The 22,512-nt window shown below is 40.0% G+C and carries 21 protein-coding genes and 2 other annotated features; all 21 genes read right to left on the reverse strand.

Annotated features, from left to right (window positions below; all coding sequences use genetic code 11):
* Positions 1-5: 5 nt before the first annotated feature.
* The 21 genes from CLOS_RS13600 to glpX all read right to left on the reverse strand — a co-directional run bounded on the left by CLOS_RS13600 (position 6) and on the right by glpX (position 22,415).
* On the reverse strand, positions 6-1,406 hold the full coding sequence (locus CLOS_RS13600; RefSeq protein WP_012160414.1) for a peptidoglycan D,D-transpeptidase FtsI family protein: 1,401 nt from the start codon (positions 1,404-1,406) through the stop codon (positions 6-8).
* On the reverse strand, positions 1,396-2,748 hold the full coding sequence (locus tag CLOS_RS13605) for an FtsW/RodA/SpoVE family cell cycle protein (RefSeq protein WP_012160415.1): 1,353 nt from the start codon (positions 2,746-2,748) through the stop codon (positions 1,396-1,398). Before CLOS_RS13605 ends, CLOS_RS13600 begins: the two co-directional genes overlap by 11 nt.
* A complete protein-coding gene (locus CLOS_RS13610; protein WP_012160416.1) occupies positions 2,745-3,191 on the reverse strand; it encodes an FHA domain-containing protein in 447 nt (148 codons plus the stop codon). The genes CLOS_RS13605 and CLOS_RS13610 overlap by 4 nt, the downstream gene beginning before the upstream one ends.
* Before the next feature lie 91 nt (positions 3,192-3,282).
* The gene (locus tag CLOS_RS13615) at positions 3,283-4,020 is read right to left on the reverse strand and encodes a ZIP family metal transporter (RefSeq protein WP_012160417.1); all 738 of its coding nucleotides are present in this window, start codon (positions 4,018-4,020) and stop codon (positions 3,283-3,285) included.
* A 107-nt stretch (positions 4,021-4,127) separates the two neighbouring features.
* Positions 4,128-5,201, reverse strand: a complete 1,074-nt coding sequence (prfA, locus tag CLOS_RS13620) for a peptide chain release factor 1 (protein ID WP_012160418.1) — start codon at positions 5,199-5,201, stop codon at positions 4,128-4,130.
* 61 nt (positions 5,202-5,262) lie between these two features.
* Positions 5,263-6,132, reverse strand: coding sequence for a peptide chain release factor N(5)-glutamine methyltransferase (gene prmC, locus CLOS_RS13625; RefSeq protein ID WP_012160419.1), 870 nt, complete (start codon positions 6,130-6,132; stop codon positions 5,263-5,265).
* Entirely contained in the window at positions 6,126-7,151 is a 1,026-nt protein-coding gene (locus CLOS_RS13630; RefSeq protein ID WP_330360300.1) for a DUF1385 domain-containing protein, read from the reverse strand. The genes prmC and CLOS_RS13630 overlap by 7 nt, the downstream gene beginning before the upstream one ends.
* A gap of 277 nt (positions 7,152-7,428) precedes the next feature.
* Positions 7,429-8,595 carry an ABC transporter permease gene (locus tag CLOS_RS13635; RefSeq protein ID WP_012160421.1) on the reverse strand — a complete coding sequence of 389 codons (1,167 nt, stop codon included), beginning with the start codon at positions 8,593-8,595 and terminating at the stop codon, positions 7,429-7,431.
* On the reverse strand, positions 8,592-9,926 hold the full coding sequence (locus CLOS_RS13640; protein ID WP_012160422.1) for an ABC transporter permease: 1,335 nt from the start codon (positions 9,924-9,926) through the stop codon (positions 8,592-8,594). The genes CLOS_RS13635 and CLOS_RS13640 overlap by 4 nt, the downstream gene beginning before the upstream one ends.
* A gap of 11 nt (positions 9,927-9,937) precedes the next feature.
* Positions 9,938-10,684, reverse strand: coding sequence for an ABC transporter ATP-binding protein (locus tag CLOS_RS13645; RefSeq protein WP_012160423.1), 747 nt, complete (start codon positions 10,682-10,684; stop codon positions 9,938-9,940).
* A gap of 1 nt (position 10,685) precedes the next feature.
* Positions 10,686-10,841, reverse strand: a complete 156-nt coding sequence (locus tag CLOS_RS15980; protein WP_156774456.1) for a hypothetical protein — start codon at positions 10,839-10,841, stop codon at positions 10,686-10,688.
* On the reverse strand, positions 10,838-11,422 hold the full coding sequence (locus CLOS_RS13650) for an ATP-binding protein (protein WP_012160424.1): 585 nt from the start codon (positions 11,420-11,422) through the stop codon (positions 10,838-10,840). Before CLOS_RS13650 ends, CLOS_RS15980 begins: the two co-directional genes overlap by 4 nt.
* A 256-nt stretch (positions 11,423-11,678) precedes the next feature.
* Positions 11,679-14,087 carry a leucine--tRNA ligase gene (gene leuS / locus CLOS_RS13655; RefSeq protein ID WP_012160425.1) on the reverse strand — a complete coding sequence of 803 codons (2,409 nt, stop codon included), beginning with the start codon at positions 14,085-14,087 and terminating at the stop codon, positions 11,679-11,681.
* A 59-nt stretch (positions 14,088-14,146) separates the two neighbouring features.
* Positions 14,147-14,387 (reverse strand) — a binding site (T-box leader).
* 77 nt (positions 14,388-14,464) lie between these two features.
* The gene (locus tag CLOS_RS13660; RefSeq protein ID WP_012160426.1) at positions 14,465-15,232 is read right to left on the reverse strand and encodes an undecaprenyl phosphate translocase family protein; all 768 of its coding nucleotides are present in this window, start codon (positions 15,230-15,232) and stop codon (positions 14,465-14,467) included.
* A 720-nt stretch (positions 15,233-15,952) separates the two neighbouring features.
* Complete coding sequence (locus tag CLOS_RS13665) at positions 15,953-16,621, reverse strand: thymidine kinase (RefSeq protein WP_330360301.1); 669 nt, start codon at positions 16,619-16,621, stop codon at positions 15,953-15,955.
* A 195-nt stretch (positions 16,622-16,816) separates the two neighbouring features.
* On the reverse strand, positions 16,817-17,014 hold the full coding sequence (rpmE, locus tag CLOS_RS13670; protein ID WP_012160428.1) for a 50S ribosomal protein L31: 198 nt from the start codon (positions 17,012-17,014) through the stop codon (positions 16,817-16,819).
* A gap of 113 nt (positions 17,015-17,127) precedes the next feature.
* Positions 17,128-18,519: a transcription termination factor Rho gene (rho, locus tag CLOS_RS13675; protein ID WP_012160429.1), complete on the reverse strand. Its 1,392-nt coding sequence runs from the start codon at positions 18,517-18,519 to the stop codon at positions 17,128-17,130.
* A 157-nt stretch (positions 18,520-18,676) separates the two neighbouring features.
* Positions 18,677-19,426, reverse strand: a complete 750-nt coding sequence (locus tag CLOS_RS13680; RefSeq protein WP_012160430.1) for an amino acid ABC transporter ATP-binding protein — start codon at positions 19,424-19,426, stop codon at positions 18,677-18,679.
* A gap of 13 nt (positions 19,427-19,439) precedes the next feature.
* The gene (locus CLOS_RS13685) at positions 19,440-20,081 is read right to left on the reverse strand and encodes an amino acid ABC transporter permease (protein ID WP_012160431.1); all 642 of its coding nucleotides are present in this window, start codon (positions 20,079-20,081) and stop codon (positions 19,440-19,442) included.
* Positions 20,082-20,112: 31 nt separating this feature from the next.
* Entirely contained in the window at positions 20,113-20,967 is an 855-nt protein-coding gene (locus CLOS_RS13690; RefSeq protein ID WP_012160432.1) for an amino acid ABC transporter substrate-binding protein, read from the reverse strand.
* Between the two features lie 151 nt (positions 20,968-21,118).
* Positions 21,119-21,381, reverse strand: a binding site (T-box leader).
* Between the two features lie 65 nt (positions 21,382-21,446).
* Positions 21,447-22,415: a class II fructose-bisphosphatase gene (gene glpX / locus CLOS_RS13695; RefSeq protein WP_012160433.1), complete on the reverse strand. Its 969-nt coding sequence runs from the start codon at positions 22,413-22,415 to the stop codon at positions 21,447-21,449.
* Positions 22,416-22,512: the final 97 nt, after the last annotated feature.

Here is a 22,512-nt window from a genome sequence, read left to right on the forward strand (position 1 = left end):
CTACACTATTTTCCTCCTTTTAATCCTTGTCGGATCACTTCTCTCGCAATGGGTGCTGCCGCCGCACCACCACTTCTACCTTCCGACTCTAAAATAACGGCAACTGCAATTTGCGGATCATCTGCAGGTGCAAAGCCGATGAACCAGGAATGATTTTCTCCCGTTTCATTTTCTGCAGTTCCTGTTTTTCCAGCCACCTTTACGCCAGACAACCGAGCGTTGGTGCCAGTTCCTTGGCTTACTACGGCCACCATCATATCTGCAACCTCTTTTGCAATTTCCGCTGAAACAATTTGAGTGCCTTGGCTTCTTCCAGAGGCCACCACCCTACCATCGGCACTTCTCACTTCCTCTACAATATAGGGCTCCATCATCGTGCCATCATTGGCAAAGGTAGCGGCAACCACTGCCATATGCATGGGCGTCACTAAAAGTTTTCCCTGTCCGATGGATACTGCCGCCACGTCCGTAGGGCTCATCTTGGTATAAGGATATCGGCTTTCAGCGATTGGCATATCGCTACCGTTTTTTTTCCCTAGGAAGAAGTCCTTAGAAATCTCTGTCACTTTATCACTGCCCAATGCCACACCCATCCGTGCAAAGTTCGTATTACAGGAAACGATCATAGAATCTCTTAAATCCAAATGACCATGGGCTCTTTTGCCCGCATCTGTCAATACGTATCCATCGATGGTAATGGCGCCTGTACAGTCGTAATTCGTATCGATGCCACCATCTTTTAATACGCCGGCAGCGATGACCGTTTTATATATGGAACCCGGTGGATATAGCCCAGAAATACTCCGATTCAACAGAGGGCTTTTGGGGTCTGCCAATAAGCTGTCCCAGTTCTCCAAAAGGTTATTGGGATTATAATCCGGCTTGCTAACCATGGCAAGAACCTCTCCCGTTTTAGGATTGAGGGCTACAATGGCACCTGTTTTTCCTTCCATCAGCTCACTGGATTTTTTCTGCAACGGGTGATCGATGGTCAGCAGTAAATCATGGCCCTTAATCTTATCCTCTGTAATCATCTGCTGAATTCGGCTGAGGATATTCTCTTCTCCCAAAGCCAGTAGTCTGCCATTGTAATAGGACTCTATTCCTGCCTTACCGTATTGCTTAGAGCTATAACCAATCAGGTGACTGTATAGTCGGTTGAAGGGATAAACCCTGTTTTCCTGGCCAGATTCATTGATTTGGGTCTCTGCTAGCACCGTACCACTGCGGTCGAAAATACTGCCTCTGATGGTCTTTTCTTCTCGAGCCAACTGCCTTTTGTTGTAAGGGTTAACCGCCATTTCAGCAGATTTGAAGATCTGAAAGTAGGTCAAATATGCAATGATACTAAAGAACAAAAGGCTGACAAACACAATGACATGAACGATTTTTCTATTATTCTCCAAGGACTGCCACCTCATCTTTCTCTATGGTTTTCTTAGAAATTGCCTGTAAAATACCAAAGGACACAAAGGCGGAGATGAGGGATGTTCCTCCATAGCTGATAAAAGGCAGTGTCACTCCTGTTAGAGGAATGAGCTTGATAACGCCCCCCACAATAATAAATGTTTGATAGCCATAAATTAAAGTAATGCCGAGAGCTACGATCTTTTTAAAGTGATCTTTAATGCTCAATGCAATTTTAAAGCCTCTATAAGTCAAAATAAAATACAGTAAAACCACAGCCATACCACCAAACAAACCAAGCTCTTCACAGATGGCAGAAAAGATAAAATCCGTATGCACCTCTGGAATGTATCCAGGGCTTCCAAGACCGAGCCCCGTCCCAAAAAAACCACCGGCCGCAATGGCAAAGAGAGATTGTGTAATTTGATAGCCCTTCCCAGCGATATCCGCCCAAGGGTTGATCCAAGTCGTCAGCCGAACTTCAACGTGGCTCATGGTGAAATAGCTCAGCACTGCGATGATGACAGCGGCACCTACATTGTATAGCAGCAATTTGTGATCCTCTTCATAAATATAAAATATGCTCAGAAACACTACGTAAAAAAGCATGGAGATTCCCAGCTCTCTTTGCATCAAAAGAAAGAAAATATGGAGGTAGGATATGGCCAAAAAGACATACACATTCTTTATATTCAAATTCTCTCGATTCAATAGAGCAAAGAAATCCTTCTTCTCTTTTTGCTCCTGAGGTATCTCCTCTTCTTCGTCTAGCTTTACTTCAACCTCTTCTAAAGTCGTATCCTCACTCAACCTCATATTATAGTAGGCTGCAATAAAAAATACAAAGCTCACTTTGATGATTTCTGCAGGCTGAAAATTAAACCCACCAATGTTGATCCAGTTGGTTGCCCCTTTTACGCTGGTACCGATGGCAAAGGTTGCAATAAATAAAGCGAAATTAAAGCCAATATAGAGAAAGATATATTGGTGCCAGTTGTTAGTGGCTCTAAATACGATGTAAGCAAAAAAATACAGAACAACGCCCAGTCCATAGATCATGATCTGTCTTGACCCGTAGGCTGGATTTAACCGATAAAGCATGATGATCCCCAAGCTGGTCAGCATGGAGATGATTAAAAAAATGTACTGATCCCCCATTTTTCGCTTCACAATAAGCACATAGGAAAGGGACATTAGTAAAATAACAGCCACACCTGCAATCAATATGGAGGTATCCATAGGCTTTCTATATAAAAAAAGTAAAGTAAAAAATAGCAGGTTCACAATGATTAAAATGTAAATCGGCCGACGGATCTTAAACAGGTTATAGAGATTCATCATTCTGCCACCGCCTCTTTTACAAACAGGAATTCCACCTGTCCCACACCGATACGGTCTCCATTCCTCAGCTTCACAACATCGTCAATCTTCGTATTGTTTAAATAAGTCCCATTGACGCTGCCTACATCCTCTAGGAAATACTCTCCTTCATCCATGATGATCTTCGCATGATCCGAAGAAATGTATTTGTCCAGTAGCTGAATATCATTGTTCTTCGCTCGTCCAATGGTCGTAATCTTCCTTAGATCATAGAATTCCAGTACATCGAAATCTAATCGTTCCTTTCTGTTGACAAGTTTCAAATACGGATTATTATTTTCCTTTTGGCTTACACGGTTGATGGTCTGAATATCCAAATAAATCAACCGAATAATCCCATATAGAAAATAATATATTAAAATGATAAAAACATATCTGATAATCCATGAAAGGATTTTAAACATGGCATCCACCTTTGGCCTTTCAATTTATAGTTTTGCGTAAGCTTTCTTTACACATATTGTATACCAAAAGTACGTAAATTAACAATATCTTCTAAAATCTTTTAGAAATAATCACGCCCAATATAAATCCAAGAATAGAAAATATGGTGGAAATCCATCCTTGATCTAGTTCTTTTCCCTTTGGAATCAATTCTCCGATGGTAATGTATAGCATGGTACCGCCTGCAAAAGCTAGAGAAATTCCGATGAGGGAATACGCCAGCTCTCCTATTAATACCCCAAAGTATGCGCCAATCCCCATGGGAGCGCCCACCAATAAGGTAAGAAGAAAAGCCTTTACCGCTCTGTATCCACCAATTTTCATAGGAACAACCATGGCAATACCTTCCGGCACATTGTGTAAGGCAATGACGATGGCAAGGCTGATTCCCAAGCTGGCTTCGGCCATGAAACCGGACCCAATGGCAAGGCCCTCCGGAAAGTTGTGCATGGCAATACTTAGCCCCAATAGAATACCGGTTTTTAAATAACCTTGTTTGGGATTGAACCTCTCTTTTGTGGAATTTTCCAGAAGCCCATCTAAAAAGGCAGAAGCAATAGCCCCTATAAACAATCCCAAGGACGTACTGATTACTCCTGAAATCTCCAAAGCCTCTGGAAGCAGTTCAAAGGCAACGGTGGATAGCATAATCCCACCAGACAAACCGATGATCGCACTTAGAAATCTTCTCGATGGTTGATGGATAAAAAAAGCAAAAACCCCGCCAAGCCCTGTACCTAAAACTCCCACTGCAAATCCAATGCATGTGGTACGAAATATATCGCTCATAAACTCCCTCCAGTTGAAAAATGATATTCAATATATATTCCAACATAGAAGGATTTAGAGCAACAAAAAAGTGAAGGTATGGGCCCTCACTTCTTAAATATTTGCTTTTAGCTATTCACTTCTTTAAGTTTTTCTGCCTGATCTGTGGTGATTAAAGCATCAATCATTTCTTGGATATCTCCATTTAAGAAGGAATCTAGTCGATACAGCGTCACGTTAATACGGTGATCTGTAATTCGTCCTTGTGGGAAGTTGTAGGTTCTGATTCTTTCACTACGATCCCCTGTTCCAACTTGGCTCTTTCTGTCCTGTGCAATTTCAGCCTGTTGTTCTTGAATTAACACGTCCAGAAGTCTTGCTCTTAGAATTTTCAGTGCTTTCTCCTTGTTTTTAAGCTGTGATTTTTCATCCTGGCAGGATACAACGGTTCCTGTAGGAATATGGGTCACACGAACAGCAGAGTCTGTTGTATTAACGGACTGTCCGCCGTTTCCTGAAGAACGGAACACGTCTACACGAATATCGTTCATATCCAGTTCAAAGTCTACATCGTCTGCCTCCGGTAAAACTGCAACAGTGATTGTAGAGGTATGAATTCTACCGCCGGATTCTGTACTTGGAATTCTCTGTACACGGTGAACGCCACTTTCGTATTTCAATCTGGAATATGCGCCGTGGCCCTTGATCATAAAGATAACCTCTTTGTATCCACCGATTCCAGTATCGTTGGCACTCATCATTTCAACCTTCCAGCCTACATTTTCCGCATATCTGGTATACATTCTAAATAGGTCTGCCGCAAATAAGCCTGCTTCATCTCCACCGGCACCTGCACGAATCTCTACGATAACGTCCTTATCATCGTTAGGGTCCTTCGGCAGCAGCAATATTTTAAGTTCACCTTCCAGAACCTCTATCTTTTCTTCAAGTTCTGCAATTTCCATTTTAGCCATTTCCCTAAATTCTTCGTCGGCAGTTTTATCTCTTAGGATTTCCTTGGCATCGTTGAGGCCTTGTTCTGTTTTCTTATATTCACGATACTTCATTACAATTTCTTCTAAATCCGAATGTTCCTTTACTAATTTCTTCCATTGAGGTTGATCATTGATAATCTCTGGCTCGCTGATCTTCTCACTTAAATCTTCATATTTTTCCTCTAAAAAAGCTAGTTTATCTAGCATCTAATTCACCTCATTCACGTTTTTACCAATTCTAAATTATATCACAATTTTTTATTTTTCTCTACTGTTTTTTTCCCAGTACAACTCGATCTAGCCCTGCCAGATCCTTTCGTACCTGAACCTCTTTCAGATCATTGGCGATCAAAAGCTCCGACACCGATTCTCCTTGGTCGTACCCAATCTCAAATAGAAGCCATCCTCCCGACTTCAAATATTCCTTTGCACCCAGTGTAATTTCTCTGTAGAAATCGAGTCCATCTGCTCCGCCATCTAAAGCCAAATGAGGTTCGTAGTCTTTTACGCCAGCGTCTAAGGTATCCACTACGGCCTTCGGGATATAGGGTGGATTTGATACGATGAAATCGTATTCTTTATGTTCATCTTTACCATATAGTGCTTCAAATAAACTACCCAAATAAAATGCTATTTTATGATCCACACCATGATGAGCTGCATTTTTCTTTGCCACTTCAAATGCCTTTGGCGAAATATCTATGGCTGTAAGGATGCTGTTCTCGATGAATTTTGCCAAGCTGACGACAATGGCGCCACTTCCCGTTCCGATATCCATGATCCTTACCTTTTGAGGTTCGAACTTCTCTTTATAGATTTCAATGGCCTTCTCCACCAAGATTTCTGTATCGCCCCTTGGAATTAAAACCCCTTCCTCTACGAAAAAATCAAGCCCCATAAATTCTTGCTTCTTTATGATGTACTGCACCGGCATATGGTTTTTTCGCTGCGCCATATAAGTCCAAAATAAGGCTTCCTCTTCCTTTGAGATCTCCTTCTCTGGATACATATGAAGATGCAGTCGGTCTACTTTTAGGACATTGTACAGCAGCACCTCCGCATCCAATCGTGGGGTGCCAATACCAGCACCTGCCAATAATTCTGTTCCCTCTTTCAACAGCTTGCCTACGGTTACCATCTTGCATCGTCCTCATTTTCTACTAGAACGCCCTTTAAAGCCTCTATGGCAACTTCGATTTGACTATCATCGGGCTCCAAGGTTGTAAGCTTCTGCATCATCATACCCGGATAACTTACGATGGACATCAATGCGGATTGACTTCTTCCGGCAATCCTTATAATCTCATAGGAAATCCCTGCAACCACTGGCAGAAGTGCTAATCTAGTCAACATTCTCGTAATTGGATCGCTCCATTCAATCAGAGAAAAAATCACCATACTGACCATCATTACGATGAAAAGAAAGCTGGTTCCGCATCTCGGATGAAGGGTTGTATATTTTCTTACATTTTCAACAGTTAGTTCTTCGCCATTTTCATAGCAATAAATTGTTTTGTGTTCCGCTCCATGGTATTGAAAAACTCTTCGAATATCCTCCATTCTAGAGATTACTGCAATATATACCACGAATAAAACCAAACGCAGAACGCCCTCCATTAGATTTAATACCACTATATTTTTGATAAAATTCTTCAACACCCCAGTCAGTAAGGTCGGTCCTAGAATAAAAATCCCTACAGACATGATGAGCGCAACAAATACGGAAAAATAAATCATGATATCGCCTAGTTTTTCTCCGAATATTTTTCCTAAAAACGCCTCGAACCTTCCAGGCTCCTTATCGGTCTCTTCCTCCGGCATGGCAATATCCGCTGCATAGTTCAAGGATCGTACCCCCGTTATCATAGAATCTATGAGGGCGAGGCCACCTCTTAAAAAGGGAATCTTATTCAGTTTGTATTTTGTGACGAAGCCTTCTACGGGCTCCTTCTTTATTATGATTTCATTTTCGGGATTTCGAACAGCAATGGCCATCTCCTTCGGTCCCTTCATCATCACGCCTTCGATTAAGGCTTGACCCCCAATACTCGTTGGTTTTGCAACCCTTTGTCCTAGTCTACTCATATATTTCGTCCTTTCTGCCACAGATTCCGTTCCACCGCAGTGCTGAATCCATGGACTTTCTATATAACCCAAATAAACAAACTATTTATTATAACAAATAGAAAAGCTCTACTTACAACATATTTTCAAAAGAGAACTTTACTGTAAATGAGTTTCAAAAAAGCCTCCTTATAATGCTTCTATACAAGCTTTTTTATTTTCTCTATAACAATTATACCCTAGTTTCCCCTTCATAAAAAGCTTAAATAGTTTTAATGCCCTATAAATTGAACTCAGTCACAAAAAAGACGCTTGTAGCCTATGCCACTAAACGTCTTTGAAGGATTCAGAATGGTCCCCACATCTTATTTCATTGGGGACTTTCTCTTATCTTTAAGCTAATTCCCAAAAAAAGTATGCCTATTAGAAAAAGTACCATTACTGGAAAAAGGATATCTTTTGTAGGTGCATTGTAATACATCAGTTTATTAAAGGCCTCCATCGCCCAAAATTGAGGCGTCAATCTTGCTAAAAATAGTAATACTTTATTGGTAATAATCTCTACGGGCCACATTAGGCCACCCAGCATAGAAGTACTGGTCAATACAATGGGCGCTATGGCAGAAAGCTGCTGTGGCGTTTTAACGAAGGCAGAGAGAAGAAGCCCCAAGCCTATGACGGTAAATGAAAATACACCCAAAAGCAATATCAGTCCCATGGTATTCTGTGTCCATGTAATATTGAAGATTACTTTATTCAGTATGACCAATAATACCATTTGTGCCATTCCTACAATAAAAGCAAACACCATATTCGCTGAATACATTTTTATTTTCGATACGGGAGAAATTATCAATCGATTCCATATCAACAATTTCTTATCCTCTAAAATATCTCCTACCAAAAAGGTCAGAGGATACATAGAGAAGAACAATAGAAAACCGGCAGAACTTGAGGTCCTAGGCTCCAACCTGCCAGCAGTATCCTCACCATAGGTTTTGGCCTTCACTGTAATCATACCGTCGGACGCCAGCTTACTGCTTACAACCTGACTTAGTCTTTCCTCTACAGAGGCTTCTGCTCCGTACCTGCTTAATATTTCCATCCCTGCTGCTACAATTTTACGTTCCGTGGCTACCTTCTGTAGTGCACTGTTTAAGACGCTTTGAAGCGCATAAATATCCAATGTCTCTATACTTCTAATAATCATTATATTGGTTTTATGTTCCCCTTCTATCGCTTCCATGAATCCCTTTGGAATCACCAAAGAGAACAATGCCTCCTGCTCCCGTACTAGCCTTTCTGCTTCCCTTCGTTCTATTTCTGTAATATCATAAGCATTGGATTTTTGAATTTCCTCTATCAGCATTGTAGAATAAACGCTCTGATCTTCGTTGACCATTGGCAGGGCTTTCCTTTCCCTTCCCATTCCTCCGCCAAAAAAGAAAGTGAGAATCATAGGGAAGGCAGCCATCAATAAAATCCAAGATAAATTTCTTTTTAAGCCCATAAACTTGGCATATAATATGGCCATCATAGCGCCGCCTCCCCCCTTCGTAACAGAACCATACCTAAAACAGAAAAAATTATAAAGATGCTGATTAACAGGGTTAATGTATCACCGATATCACCTAAGCCATATCCTTGCATCAGTTTAATATATCCATTGATGGCTGCACCATTGGGAGTGAAGGCGCCGATCTTCTGGAGGAAAGGAATCCCTTTCACCGGTATAAAGCTGCCACCCAAAGCTGCAAAAATCATAATAATGATATTATCGAATAGATTGGATATTTTCATATTGCCGACAGTATAGTTCATCGCCGTTAAAAAGATGCTGATGCCACTTACTGCTAGAGCCATCACTGTCGTTAATATCAGTACAGCCAAGGGCTCTCCCCATGTGATTCTAAATAGCAAGGAGGAATATAGAATTAAAATATAGATTTGCATAAAAGCGATTAAAAAAGTAATTATGCCCCTGCTCAGTAAAATATCTGACTTTGTCACATTGCTGATTCTAAGTCTTTCATAAGTATAAAAACGCTTTTCATCGAAGGCATATTTTGCGCCATAGCCCGCAATATAAAGCACAAACATCATGGCCTGACCTACAGAATAATATTGCATTCCTTTGATGGTATTCATTGTCGCTCTATTTTCAATTTTTATTTCCACATTTGAGGTTTGTGCCAATGTCTTTTCAAGAAGTACACCGATTTCTCCATAAATCTGATCCCCAACACCCATTTCTGCCCCTACCTCAAACAAACTACTCTTCGCCACAATTCCAGAGGATAATATATTCGTAAAACCCGTCATAATTTCTTCTACAATTCTTCCCGTAAAGCCATCGTCCTTATTTTTTATCACCTGTATCTCCTGTTTATAGGTAAAGGGCGAGGTTAAGCTCATTACAGTATAGTACGTAAAGTCCTTTGGAATAATAATGACGGCACTAAGTTCTTTATTTCCCAATAGACCCAGCGCTTCCTTCTCCTCCAATAACCTGTAGCTTAGAACCTTGGAGAGATGCTGGGACCCAAATATATCCTCTAATAATATCTTTTCTATATTAAAATTCCCCATATCCTTTTTAATCTTATTTATATCTTCTACTGACAAAGGGGTATCTCCCCATAATTCCGTAATGGTATCGATTAATTTTTCTATACCCTCCTGAGAATTATCTAAATTTACAATGCCTACAGTAGAATGATCCATCCACTCACGATCATTATCTAAAAACCTTCCTACAGAGAATCCTAGGATGGTGATTAAAACCGTAGGCATGATGAGTGTAATCATCATTGCCTTTCGATCTCTAAGGGCTCTCTTTAAATCCTTTCCAATTAAATTCAGTAGCATAGAATCAACTCCTAGTCCCTTAAGGTTCTTCCCGTAAGCTTTAAGAAAACATCCTCTAATGTAGGATTTTCTATCCCTTCCTCCTTAGCAATCCTACCCTTCAGCTCATCTTTAGTGCCTGCTGCCATAATTTCACCGTGGTCCATGATATAGATCCGATCACATAAATACTCTACTTCCTCCATATAATGACTGGTATAGATGATCGTCATTCCTTCCTCCCTTAAAGCTTTTACAGTTTCTAGAATATGGTTTCTAGACTGTGGATCGATCCCTACCGTTGGTTCATCCATAATAAATATCTTTGGATTATGAAGCAAGGAACATCCGATATTCAATCGCCTCTTCATGCCCCCGGAATAGTTCTTAACCATTTCCTTCGCGCGACCATTCAAGCCAACAATCTCTAAGACCTTCTCTATTCGCTCTTCCAAGTTCTTTCCTTTTAATCCATATACCTTTCCAAAAAACTTTAAATTTTCATAGCCTGTTAGATCTGGATACAAGGCGATTTCCTGAGGGACCACGCCCAGTATGGCTCTGAAATTTCTAGGATCTTTTAAAATGCTCTTTCCCTCGTACAATACATCCCCAGAAGTAGGAGGCAGAAGCGTTGATATGATAGAAATTGTCGTTGATTTCCCCGCTCCATTGGGTCCTAACAATCCTAGAATTTCTCCCTTCTCAATTGTTAAAGATAAACCCTTCACTGCCTCCAGCTTATTAAAACTTTTCTTTATTTCCCTAATCTCTATCAATTTACCTTCCCCCCTTTATCAGCCCTTCAACATCCATTTCCTTCAGCTCTTCTATGGTCATTGTCTTTTCTAAGGCACAGCGATAGGTTTCATATGCTGAGCCGCTGCATCCCACCAGCAATACTGCCACCATAATAAATATCGCTATTTTTCTCATAGCTTAAAACCTCCTCCTATTTTATGGGTAGAGCCGATCCCATTATCTCTAATATGAAAGTATAAATTCCCATGGTCTATTTTGCATTGAATTTCAATTTTACTACACCTTCCATGGCGTATGGCATTGGTTAAGGATTCTTGAAAAATTCGGTAGAGCACAACGGCTTCCTCTCTGATCTGGCTGTACTCCTTCAGTTTATCATATGCTTTTAAAAGCTCCTGATATAACAGCTCCTGCTGTATTTTTCCTAAAGATTGTACCTTGCCATAGTTTATTAGGGTAATGATAAATGCTAGGGCCAAAAAATTAAAAGAAAATTCTGCAATGGTTTTAGGGTTTGGCATGGTATACAGTGCATAGAAAAATTTTCTAAGACATACAAGAGCAAATACTACGGAAGCTATATTGCTCCATTTTCTACAATCCAACACAATACCAGCTTCCAATATATTGAGTACATATAAGAAATGGATGAAATAGTTCACTAAAAATTTAGAATAGAACTCCAGCAAAAATATAAAAATCCCATCAATCAACATCATCCATGGGTATTTTCGATGAAAATACGGTCGAATCATCCCCCCACAGGATATAAAGTAGAAATATGGTCATCAGGACAATGGTTCTTTTCTGAGAAGCATTCTCGAAAACAAGAGCCAAACCGAACAAAACCGTTGCGAGTAAAGGCTTACTGATATAGATGATCTTCTTCCCACTTACACCGCCAATTCCATAAATAATCCCTCTAACAATATATTATCATTAGAGGGATTCCTTGGAAACTTTTAATTCTTTATTTGATCGAATTCATGGATTCTATTTTTGTACAGTTTTTTATTTCACTACGATATTGTAAATTTTACCTGGCACATAAATTTCTTTCACAATGCTCTTTCCTTCTACTAGAGCCATTAATCTTTCATCGTTTCTAAACTGCTCCTTTACTTGGTCGGCAGTAAAATCTACAGAAATCACCATTTGCCCTTTTACCTTTCCATTGATTTGGATTGGAATCTCTACAACGCTGTCTATGGTTTTAGCTTCATCCCAAATCGGCCATGTGGTTCCGTAGATATGCCCTTCAAAGCCTAGAACCTCCCAAAGCTCTTCTGTAATATGAGGCGCTACTGGGTTTAAAAGTGTCAGCAAGGTCTTCATATCACCCTTCGTTACCGTACCGTGATCATAAAAATCATTAATCAGCGCCATCATACTGGCAACAGCTGTATTAAACTTCAATGTTTCATAGTCCTCTGTAACCTTCTTAATGGTTTTGTGGATATTTCCTTCTAGCTCCTTTGTCATCTCTTGGCTGTCGACCAGTATTTCTTGAAGCTTCCATATTCGATCTAGGAATCTTCTACAGCCCTTTACACCATTTTGTGACCAAGGTACACTTTTTTCAAAGTCGCCGATGAACATTTCATATAGTCTTAAAGTGTCTGCGCCAAATTCTGTAACGATATCATCTGGATTGATTACATTCCCTCTAGACTTGGACATCTTCTCGTTATTTTCTCCTAGGATCATTCCGTGGGATGTACGCTTTTGGTAAGGCTCACAGCTCGGTACAACACCACAATCATATAAGAACTTATGCCAGAATCTTGAATATAGTAAATGAAGTGTGGTATGCTCCATACCTCCATTATACCAATCGATTGGCATCCAGTAATCTAGGTTTTCTTTGCTTGCCAGTTCCTCATTATTATGTGGATCTGTATATCTTAAGAAATACCAAGAGGATCCTGCCCATTGAGGCATTGTATCCGTTTCTCGCTCCGCTTTTCCACCACATTTCGGACAAGTTGTTTCAACCCAATCCCGAAGGTTTGCAAGAGGCGATTCACCATTATCTGTAGGTTCATAGCTTTCTACCTCTGGAAGAAGTACTGGAAGCTGGCTTTCTGGTACTGGAACCCATCCGCAGCAGTCACAATGAACCAGTGGAATCGGCTCTCCCCAATATCTTTGACGAGAGAATACCCAGTCACGAAGCTTGTAGTTCACCTTACGCTTTCCTAAGCCTTTTTCTTCTAACCAGCTACTGATTTTTTCTTTCGCTTCTTTTACTTGCATGCCATTGATAAAGTCTGAATTAACGATGATCCCTTCTTCTGTATCTGTATATGCCGCCTCATCTACATTTCCACCTGAAACCACTTCTACAATTGGAAGATTGAACTTCTTCGCAAATTCCCAGTCCCTTGTATCATGACCTGGTACCGCCATGATGGCCCCCGTTCCGTAAGACATCATTACATAGTCGGATATAAAAATAGGGATTTGCTTTCCAGTAGCTGGATTTGTAGCCTCAATGCCCTCTATTTTCACACCAGTCTTATCTTTCACCAGTTCCGTTCTTTCGAACTCAGATTTTTTAGCAGCTTCTTCTCTATAATGAACCAGATCGTCCATGTTTTGAATATGAGCTGCAAGTTCTTCTATATATGGATGCTCTGGAGAGATTACCATATAAGTTGAACCAAATAGCGTGTCCGGTCTTGTGGTATAGACAGTTATTTTCTTACCACCGGTAATTTCAAAGTCCACTTCCATTCCTTCAGATTTACCAATCCAGTTTTTCTGTTGTATCTTTACTCGTTCGATATAGTCCACAAGATCTAAGTCGTTAATCAATCTTTCGGCGTATTCTGTAATCTTTAGCATCCATTGGTTTTTTTGCTTTCGAACGACTTCAGCTCCGCATCGCTCGCAACCACCATTGACAACTTCTTCATTTGCAAGACCAACCTTACAGCTGGTACACCAGTTGATGGACATTTCCTTCTTATAAGCCAAACCTTTTTCAAAAAGCTTTAGGAAAATCCACTGGGTCCATTTATAGTACTCTGGATCTGTGGTATTGATTTCTCTCGACCAATCGAAGGACATTCCCAGTCCTTGTAGCTGTTTTTTGAATCGGGCAACATTTTGCTCCGTAACAACTTTCGGATGTATTTTGTTTTTAATCGCATAGTTTTCTGTTGGAAGACCGAAAGCGTCCCATCCCATTGGATATAGAACATTGTAGCCCTCTAATCTTCTTTTTCTAGAAACCACATCCAATGCCGTATATGGGCGTGGATGCCCTACGTGTAGTCCCTGTCCAGATGGGTAGGGAAATTCGATTAAGGCATAGAACTTCTCCTTGTCTTTATCGTTTGAAGCGTGGAATACACCTCTTTCTTCCCAAATATTCTGCCATTTGCTTTCAATTTCTTTTGGATTGTATTGCTTCATTTCTGTCAACTCCTTCTACTTTTTAATAAAAATTAAAGCGACCCCTCGCCTCTAAATACTATAGAGGCGAAAGATCGCGATACCACTCTACTTGATTATCTATACAAACAGCAAAGCAAAAGCTCCCTGTTTAAAAACAACCATCTCAACAACCTTTAACGGAGTTCACCTGATTAGAATTACTTTCATTTCACCCTAATAGCTCCGGGACGAGTTCAGCTACGCTCATTGTTATCTTCCACCACCCGATAACTCTCTAAAAATGATTGTGAACCTACTACTTCCCTTCACAGCAACTTTTTTACTATGATTTGTTTTCTTTAGTTAATTTGTATTGTATTATACTAAATTATTCATCTTAAATCAAGCTTAATTTTCTAAGCAGCTTCAAGCTCTCCCCCTTGCCTATTACTGCTAAACCATACTAAGGCAAATCCTATGACAAAAACCATGATGATCGGTACGCTCAACGTTGAAGGTACCATACTTCGAGAGGAACCGAGGATTAAACCAGCAAAAAAGTAGGAAAGCTTTGCCTTATATCGATCATAAAGTTGTGACAATATATTTAATAATAAAACGGTTCCCATGATCGCACCTGCTCCAAAGACCAGTAGGTTTACGATATCCAGCTCATTAATAGAAACAAACATCACATCGTATACCCCCATTAAAATTAAAACGGAGCTGCCAGGGATTCCCGGAATAATCATTGCTGCTGTAGCCAATGCGCCCCCAATAAACAGCGCTAAAAAGCTAACTTCCTCCTCCATACCCCCAAAGGATAGAGGCTCTCCTACCATTACGGCACCGATCATCGTTCCTAGGATTGCAATACCTAAAAATCCACCATTCATTTTGGGGCATCCATAGAGTACAGATTTAATGGAAGCCAACAAGCATCCCAGCAAAAACGAAACCGTGGCATCCCGATAATTTTCAAAAACAAATCCAAAAGCCATGCCACTAATAAATATTCCGGCAATAATACCACCAATCAAAGGGAGATACGGTTTAATGTTCCGTTTCATTAAATCCTTAATTAAATCTTCATATAAACCAAAAATAAGAAATGCAGTTCCACCGCTCATGCCGGGCATTACCATTACAAAACCTAATATAATCCCTTTTATCCACAAGTTCATCTCCATGCCTCCCGAAGTACCTATCTATTCATAAAATATATACTATCTATTATATATTGCCTTCATTAAAAACACAAAATTCATTTTTAAATTTTTGTTAATAAATAGACATATTGTGTTATACCTATGGAAGCACTGCCTTATGGAAACTGTAACTTTATTTATTCAATTCACGTTGCAGCTTATTTTCATTATCCATAAAAAACTTTTTAAAAAATTCGGAAATTTGTGTTTAGAATGTTTTTTAGGGGGCATATATATAACAAATAGAATGCAGTAACCCTCTACCAATCCTAAACTACGATATGAACATTTAGCCCGAGCATTTGTGAATATCCGTAGGAAACGTAGTCAGCAGCAAGGTTTAGATTTAGAAAAGTAAATAGCTTTAAGGGAGAAGAATTAGATTTTCTAATTTGAAGATTTCAAAGTATTTGAAATGGAGCTTTATCAAGAGAGGTTTTTAGTTTCACAGTAAGTTTTAATTTAAAAGCAGCTATGTTGTAGAAAGCATTATGGTCTGTTTGTAAAAGGAGGCGTTGCACATCAGCAGTATCATCAACGAAGATCCACCTAAGACATCGGAGGATTGGCACGGTTACCTACACTTCTATTTAACATAGAAGGGGTTATTTCCAAATAGTGAAATAGCCCCTTTTTATATGCACTGATAAAGTTCTAAAACTATGTATTCTCATTACAGAACCATGGGTGAGTATCCTACTTTATGACTTCATGGCAAGCTCTGCATCTTGCCTCATAGCTTTCTTTGGCACCTACCATAATAATCGGATCATCGTACTTAGCTGGTTTTCCATTGACGATTCTTTGCGTTCTCGTTGCAGGTACCTTACACTTCATACAAACCGCCGTAAGCTTGGTTACATATTCTGCAATTGCCATTAAATTCGGTACTACTTGGAACGGTTCGCCTCTGAAATCCATGTCAAGCCCAGAGCAGATCACTCTTTTACCCATATCAGCGGCATCCTTACAAATTTTAACGATATCTTCACCTAAGAATTGAACTTCATCTATAGCCAGCACATCAAAGTCTTTATTTTCTAAATGGCCTAAAATCTCTTCGGGGCTACTTACAGGAATACATTCCATTTGCTTTCCACTATGAGAAGTAATATGATTCGTAGAGTAACGGTTATCGATAGCAGGCTTAAAGGATAACACTTTTAAATTCGCAATTCTACAACGATTTACTCTCCTCATCAGCTCTTCACTTTTGCCAGCGTACATGGGTCCCACAATGACCTCAATACTTCCACCCTTAGAATATTCTATAAAATCCACCATATAAACTGCCCCCTTAAAAAATAAATCCAAACTTACGATACGGTCCCATCGGTATACAGCAGCTCGATCTTTCCTATCCATAAAAAGCTTACTACGTTCTTATTTTCCAGTATCATTGCACAATTTCATTCTTTCTGGTGGATAAAATTGGCATTCCCTCCATTGACCTACTATCAATTTCTTACGCCTTACAGTCGCATCCATTGGGTTCGGTCATAAAAAATCAAGGTTAGAATCATGTCTTCTAACCTTGATAGAGGTCCTATATTATTGGTATTACATACCAAATCTCTTTTTGAACTTCTCAACACGTCCGCCTTTTTCAACATTCTTTTGTTTTCCTGTAAAGAATGGGTGGCATTGTGAACAAATCTCTACTCTAATTTCTTTGTTTGTAGAACCAGTTTTAAAGTTATTTCCACAAGCACAATGTACTTCTACTTCTTGATATACTGGATGGATATCTTTCTTCATTACTTTCACCTCTCTCCTAGTGCATTTGCTATGTTAAGCTACTCTTCTTAAGCAAATTTTAACTACTACATTATAGCATAATCCCTTTATAGGTGCAAGGGATTATTCTATGCCTATATGCGTTTTTTCAGTAGCTCTATAAACTCTCTATTATTCTTTGTTTCCACCAAGGAATTAATGATATTTTCAGTAACATCCTGTACCGAACTATTTCCCATAGCTCTTCGAATACTCCAAATCGCTTCCATCTCCCCTTGGCTCAGAAGTAAATCTTCTCTTCTCGTACCGGACTTATTAATATCCACTGCTGGGAATATACGCTTTTCAGATAACTTTCGATCTAAATGCAGTTCCATATTTCCAGTACCCTTAAACTCCTCAAATATAACGTCGTCCATACGACTGCCCGTTTCCACCAATGCTGTAGCAATAATGGTCAGACTGCCGCCTTCTTCAAGCTTTCTAGCAGCTCCAAAAAAACGCTTTGGCTTGTGAAGTGCTCCAGGGTCCAAACCACCAGAAAGTGTTCTTCCTGTAGGAGGAATTGTAAGGTTATAGGCCCTAGCCAGTCTCGTGATACTATCTAATAAAATAACAACGTCCTTCCCGTGCTCTACCAATCTTTGTGCACGGTTTAATACCATTTCTGCTACTTTAATATGGTGGCTTGGAAGCTCATCAAAGGTTGAATATGCGACTTCAGCATTGATCGAGCGCTGCATATCCGTTACCTCTTCCGGTCTTTCGTCTATTAGCAGAACGATAATCTCAATATCTGGATAATTTCGAGCGATACTGTTGGCAACGGTCTTTAATAAAACCGTTTTTCCTGCCTTTGGCGGCGCAACAATCAAACCTCTTTGCCCCTTACCAATGGGTGCAATCAGATCTATTAATCTAGTAGACAATCCATGTGAATTTACTTCTAAATTGATTCTTTCCTTTGGGTAAATAGGTGTGAGATCTTCAAAATTAGGGCGTCTTGTAGCAGATTCTGGATTTAGTCCATTGATGGCTTTTACGTAAAGAAGGGCTTTAAACTTTTCACCACTTTTTGGCGGTCTCGTAATACCTGTAATTTTATCGCCAGTTCGCATATTAAATCTTCTAATCTGGGAAGGAGAAATATAGATATCACCATCGCTGGATAGGAAATTCTCTCTACGCAAAAATCCGTATCCATCTGTATGGGCTTCCAGTATTCCTTCTGCAATATTCACTTCTTCGCCTACTGGAATTTCTTCGGTTAAATGATCGGGTAAACCTTTAATTTTTCTTTCCTGTGGAGCTTCCTCTACAGGCTTATTACATTCCATTGAATTTTCTTCTACATCTATGTAGGTGGGACTTTCTTCTATTTCCATTGACACTCCCCTTGTCTGGGCATTCTCTATCAGCTCAATCAGCTCATTTTTTTTATATTTCGACAGGTTTTTAACCCCTAGGTCCTTTGCTTTTTCTTTGAGCTCCTGCAATTTCATTTGCTCTAATTCTTGATTACTCAAGACTACACCTCCACAAAATCTTCTAAAGTCCTTGTTGATCAAAATTAGGGACAGTAAGATACCATCCCTTTATTATGCTGATTGTACCATTCTTGAAACTTTCAGTCAATGGTTATTTCCTCTTAAGGTTATATCCTCCTTTGAAATCCCCTCCACTTCACTCCACATTCACGTAGTGGAGAAGTCTTTCATTATCCAGATCCTTAAACTGGTGCTCCCGCTTCCCTTCCGCCATCAGCCGTCCGTTTTCTAGAAAAATTATTCTATGGGAAACTGCTTTTGCAAATACCATATCATGAGTTATTATAAGGATTGCCATTTTTTGTGTGGCTAAACCCTGAATAATATTTACGATCCCGCCCCTCATCTCTGGATCTAAAGCCGATGTGGGCTCATCAAAACACATTACCATGGGCTCCAATGCACAGGCTCTCGCAATGGCCACCCTTTGTTGTTGCCCACCGGATAGCTGGTAGGGATACATCCTTGCCTTCTCCCCTAAATCCAGCTGAACTAAAAGATCCATGGCTTTTTTTTCTGCGGTTTCTCGCTTCATTCCATTTACCTGAATCAGAGCCGCCATAAGATTCTCCAGGACCGACAGGTGAGGGAAGAGATGGAAGCTTTGAAATACATATCCAATTTTTTTTCTTATGGCTGCCAGCTCCCCTTTACTGCAATACACTGCTCCTGCTTTACTGTCTTTGCATAAATATTGGCTGCCAATTTCAATGGTTCCTCCGTCACATTGCTCTAGATGGTTAATGCACCGTAAAAGCGTTGTTTTCCCAGCACCAGAGGGCCCAATAATCGTTACGATTTCTCCTTGGTTTACCTGAAGGGAAACATCCTCTAGCACCGTATTGCCATCAAATTTTTTATATAGATTTCTAATCCTTAAACTCATGCTCTTCCCTCCGCTATCTGTAATAGGAATACTTTCTTTCCAGCCCCTTAAATACCTCCGTTAATATAGAAATGAGGATCAAATACACCATGCCTACAGCCACTAGGGGCAGCAGGGACGCATCCCTGTTGGCAGCGATCTTCCCTGCCCTTAAAAGCTCTCCCAACCCCACAACATATACTAAAGATGTATCCTTAACTAAGGTAATCACTTCATTCCCAACGGATGGCAGCACTACTTTAAATACCTGTGGCAAAATGATTCTCTGAATGGTTCTATATTTACTGAAACCCAATACCATTGCTGCTTCATACTGCCCTTGGTTGATAGAATCGATGCCACCTCTAAAAATCTCTGCAAAATAGGCGGCATAGTTTAATGTTAAGGCTAACAAAGCCGCCGTTTTTCGATCTAAGGTGATACCCACATAGGGAAGACCAAAGAATACAAATACCAGTTGCAGCAGTAAGGGCGTCCCCCTCATAATTAAAATGTAAAATTGAATCACCCTATTGATGATTTTTACAGTTGAAAGCCTTCCTAGGGCAACCACGAGACCCAAAGGTATAGAAAGGCATAAGGTGACGATAAAAATCTCTATGGTGGCAAACATGCCCGACGCGATTGCTGGTAAAATCCTATAGATATACGTCATTTCTACACCTCCTTCTTTTCATTATTTTTCCTTAGTTTTGGCTAAACCAGCTACCGTATATTTTATCGTAAGTTCCATCTGCTCGCATTTCATCTAAAGTATTCTCTACTAATTCCAACAGTTCTTTAGAGGTTTTTCTAACACCGATGCCGTATTCTTCGTCACCGAAATCTTCTTCTGCCACTTTAAATTTCTCTTCTCCTCTTCCTTTAAGGTAATATCTGGCCAGTACTTCATCTGCTACAACAGCCTCCGTTCTTCCAGCTTCTAAATCCATAAAGGCCTCATTGTTTGTATCGAATAATACAAGCTCTCCACCGCTGAATTCCTCTACCAAATCTGGATAGGCCATTACAGCATCATAGGCGGTAGATCCGTTTTGAACCGCAACCTTTTTCCCTTTTAAATCATCCCTCGCTTCTATCTTTGTATCTGCCAATGTAACGATGATCTGCTTATTCTCCAAATACGGCTTTGTAAAGTCTACTTTTTCTTTTCTCTCATCGCTAATGGAATAGCCATTCCAGATCAAATCGATGTTGCCACTATTCAGCTCTGTCTCCTTCATTGACCATTCAATTTGTTGAAACCGCACTTCTATATCGACCCTTGAAAAAACTTCCTTAGCTAAATCAATATCGAAGCCTACCAGCTCTCCTGCATTATTTCTAAATCCCATCGGTGCAAAGGTATCGTCTAGTCCCATTACAACGTAGCCTCTTTCTTCAATCTCCTTCAGATCCACACTTACAGCTTTGCTACTACTGCCACATGCAGAAGTCCATAGCATGATCCCCATGAGTAGGATCAGGAATACATATTTTTTTCCCTTCCAGCCCCTTTCTTTTTTCTCGCTTTCTTTTACACTCATTCTTTCAGATTTCATTACTACCAGCTCCTTCAATTTTTTTATTTTTTAATCCATGCAAAATAAAATTTGTTCCCTCTGGCTCACAAACTTTATGGCGCACTCAGCTCTAGATAGAACTTAGAACTTTAAGTGCTTAAATTAAAAAAACTCTCGTCTCTAGAATAAACTAGAGGACGAGAGTTATACTCACGTGGTTCCACCCCTTTTTATTGATACTTCGCAGTACCAAACTCTTCAAGTACGATAAGCCCTTGCTTATTTATACTCTAGCACTATAACGGGTGCAGGTATCCGATGCAGTCTACTACCAAAAGGATTCGGTGCATAGCTCAGAGATGTGTTCAAGATATGTTCCAATGCCCCTCTCACCAACCGGGTACTCTCTGTAAAAGAATATCTATCTTTACTATTTCTCATCAACGCTTTTTAATGAGTTCCTTATTAAATTATTAGATACATATTACGATATCGTAATACATTTGTCAACATCTTTTTTAATATGCATACTTCGGTTTTTTATTTAATTTGTGAATTGCTTCTAGAAAACGAATGGTGCCAGTTTCCGATCTCATGACTAAAGAGTGGGTTTTTGCTGTATTATTTCCAGTGTAGACAACACCTTTTAATAATTCTCCATCTGAAATTCCTGTAGCCGCAAAATAAACCTCATTTCCTTTTACTAGATCATCGATATAATATACTTTTTCTATGTTTGCACCCATCTTTAAACATCTTTGAATCTCTTCATCCGTTTGTGGTAGAAGCTTTCCTTGGAACTCTCCACCCAAGCATTTTAAAGCAGCAGCAGAAATTACACCTTCTGGAGCGCCACCACTCCCTAATAATATATCTACCCCCGTATGGTCAAAGCAGGTTGCTAAAGCCGCAGCTACGTCTCCATCTTGGAATAGTTTGATTCTGGCACCAGCCTCACGACACTGTCTTATGATCTCTTCATGTCTCGGTCTATCCAGCATCGTTACGGTTAAGTCTGAAATACTCTTGTTTAAAGCCTCTGCTGTAGCCCTTAGGTTCTCATGAACTGGCGCATTAATATTGACCTTACCAGCAGCTTTAGGTCCAACAGCTATTTTGTCCATATACATATCCGGTGCATTTAAAAGACATCCTCTTGGTGCCATAGCAACTACTGCAATAGCATTTGGCAGTCCTTTTGCCACAGAGTTTGTTCCTTCTACTGGGTCTACTGCAATATCCACCTTAGACGCACCTTCACAGCCAGATCCAACCACTTCTCCGATATAAAGCATCGGCGCTTCATCCATTTCGCCTTCTCCAATTACGACTAGGCCTTCAATATCCATGGTTTGGAACATCTTCCGCATGCCGTCCACACCCGCTTGGTCCGCCGCAATTTTGTCTCCTCTACCCATAAATTTAGCTGCTCCTAAAGCCGCAGCCTCCGTTACTCTTGCTAAGTTAATCGCTAAATTTCTATCCATTCATGGCACCCCCAAATTATTTTACTCATACTCATATTATACTCATATTCATCGAATATATCAATGTATTGTGCCACATTAATTATAATTCATATAT

Source organism: Alkaliphilus oremlandii OhILAs, assembly GCF_000018325.1.
Classification (GTDB): Bacteria; Bacillota; Clostridia; order Peptostreptococcales; family Natronincolaceae; genus Alkaliphilus_B; species Alkaliphilus_B oremlandii.

Excerpts from the sequence above, each read along its gene's own strand:
- CLOS_RS13605 (WP_012160415.1), bottom strand. The coding sequence starts at position 2,748 with ATGATGAATCTCTATAACCTGTTTAAGATCCGTCGGCCGATTTACATT.
- CLOS_RS13610 (WP_012160416.1), bottom strand. The coding sequence starts at position 3,191 with ATGTTTAAAATCCTTTCATGGATTATCAGATATGTTTTTATCATTTTA.
- CLOS_RS13615 (WP_012160417.1), bottom strand. The coding sequence starts at position 4,020 with ATGAGCGATATATTTCGTACCACATGCATTGGATTTGCAGTGGGAGTT.
- prfA (WP_012160418.1), bottom strand. The coding sequence starts at position 5,201 with ATGCTAGATAAACTAGCTTTTTTAGAGGAAAAATATGAAGATTTAAGT.
- prmC (WP_012160419.1), bottom strand. The coding sequence starts at position 6,132 with ATGGTAACCGTAGGCAAGCTGTTGAAAGAGGGAACAGAATTATTGGCA.
- CLOS_RS13635 (WP_012160421.1), bottom strand. The coding sequence starts at position 8,595 with ATGATGGCCATATTATATGCCAAGTTTATGGGCTTAAAAAGAAATTTA.
- CLOS_RS13640 (WP_012160422.1), bottom strand. The coding sequence starts at position 9,926 with ATGCTACTGAATTTAATTGGAAAGGATTTAAAGAGAGCCCTTAGAGAT.
- CLOS_RS15980 (WP_156774456.1), bottom strand. The coding sequence starts at position 10,841 with ATGAGAAAAATAGCGATATTTATTATGGTGGCAGTATTGCTGGTGGGA.
- CLOS_RS13650 (WP_012160424.1), bottom strand. The coding sequence starts at position 11,422 with ATGATTCGACCGTATTTTCATCGAAAATACCCATGGATGATGTTGATT.
- leuS (WP_012160425.1), bottom strand. The coding sequence starts at position 14,087 with ATGAAGCAATACAATCCAAAAGAAATTGAAAGCAAATGGCAGAATATT.
- CLOS_RS13660 (WP_012160426.1), bottom strand. The coding sequence starts at position 15,232 with ATGAACTTGTGGATAAAAGGGATTATATTAGGTTTTGTAATGGTAATG.
- CLOS_RS13665 (WP_330360301.1), bottom strand. The coding sequence starts at position 16,621 with ATGGATAGGAAAGATCGAGCTGCTGTATACCGATGGGACCGTATCGTA.
- rpmE (WP_012160428.1), bottom strand. The coding sequence starts at position 17,014 with ATGAAGAAAGATATCCATCCAGTATATCAAGAAGTAGAAGTACATTGT.
- CLOS_RS13680 (WP_012160430.1), bottom strand. The coding sequence starts at position 19,426 with ATGAGTTTAAGGATTAGAAATCTATATAAAAAATTTGATGGCAATACG.
- CLOS_RS13685 (WP_012160431.1), bottom strand. The coding sequence starts at position 20,081 with ATGACGTATATCTATAGGATTTTACCAGCAATCGCGTCGGGCATGTTT.
- CLOS_RS13690 (WP_012160432.1), bottom strand. The coding sequence starts at position 20,967 with ATGAAATCTGAAAGAATGAGTGTAAAAGAAAGCGAGAAAAAAGAAAGG.
- glpX (WP_012160433.1), bottom strand. The coding sequence starts at position 22,415 with ATGGATAGAAATTTAGCGATTAACTTAGCAAGAGTAACGGAGGCTGCG.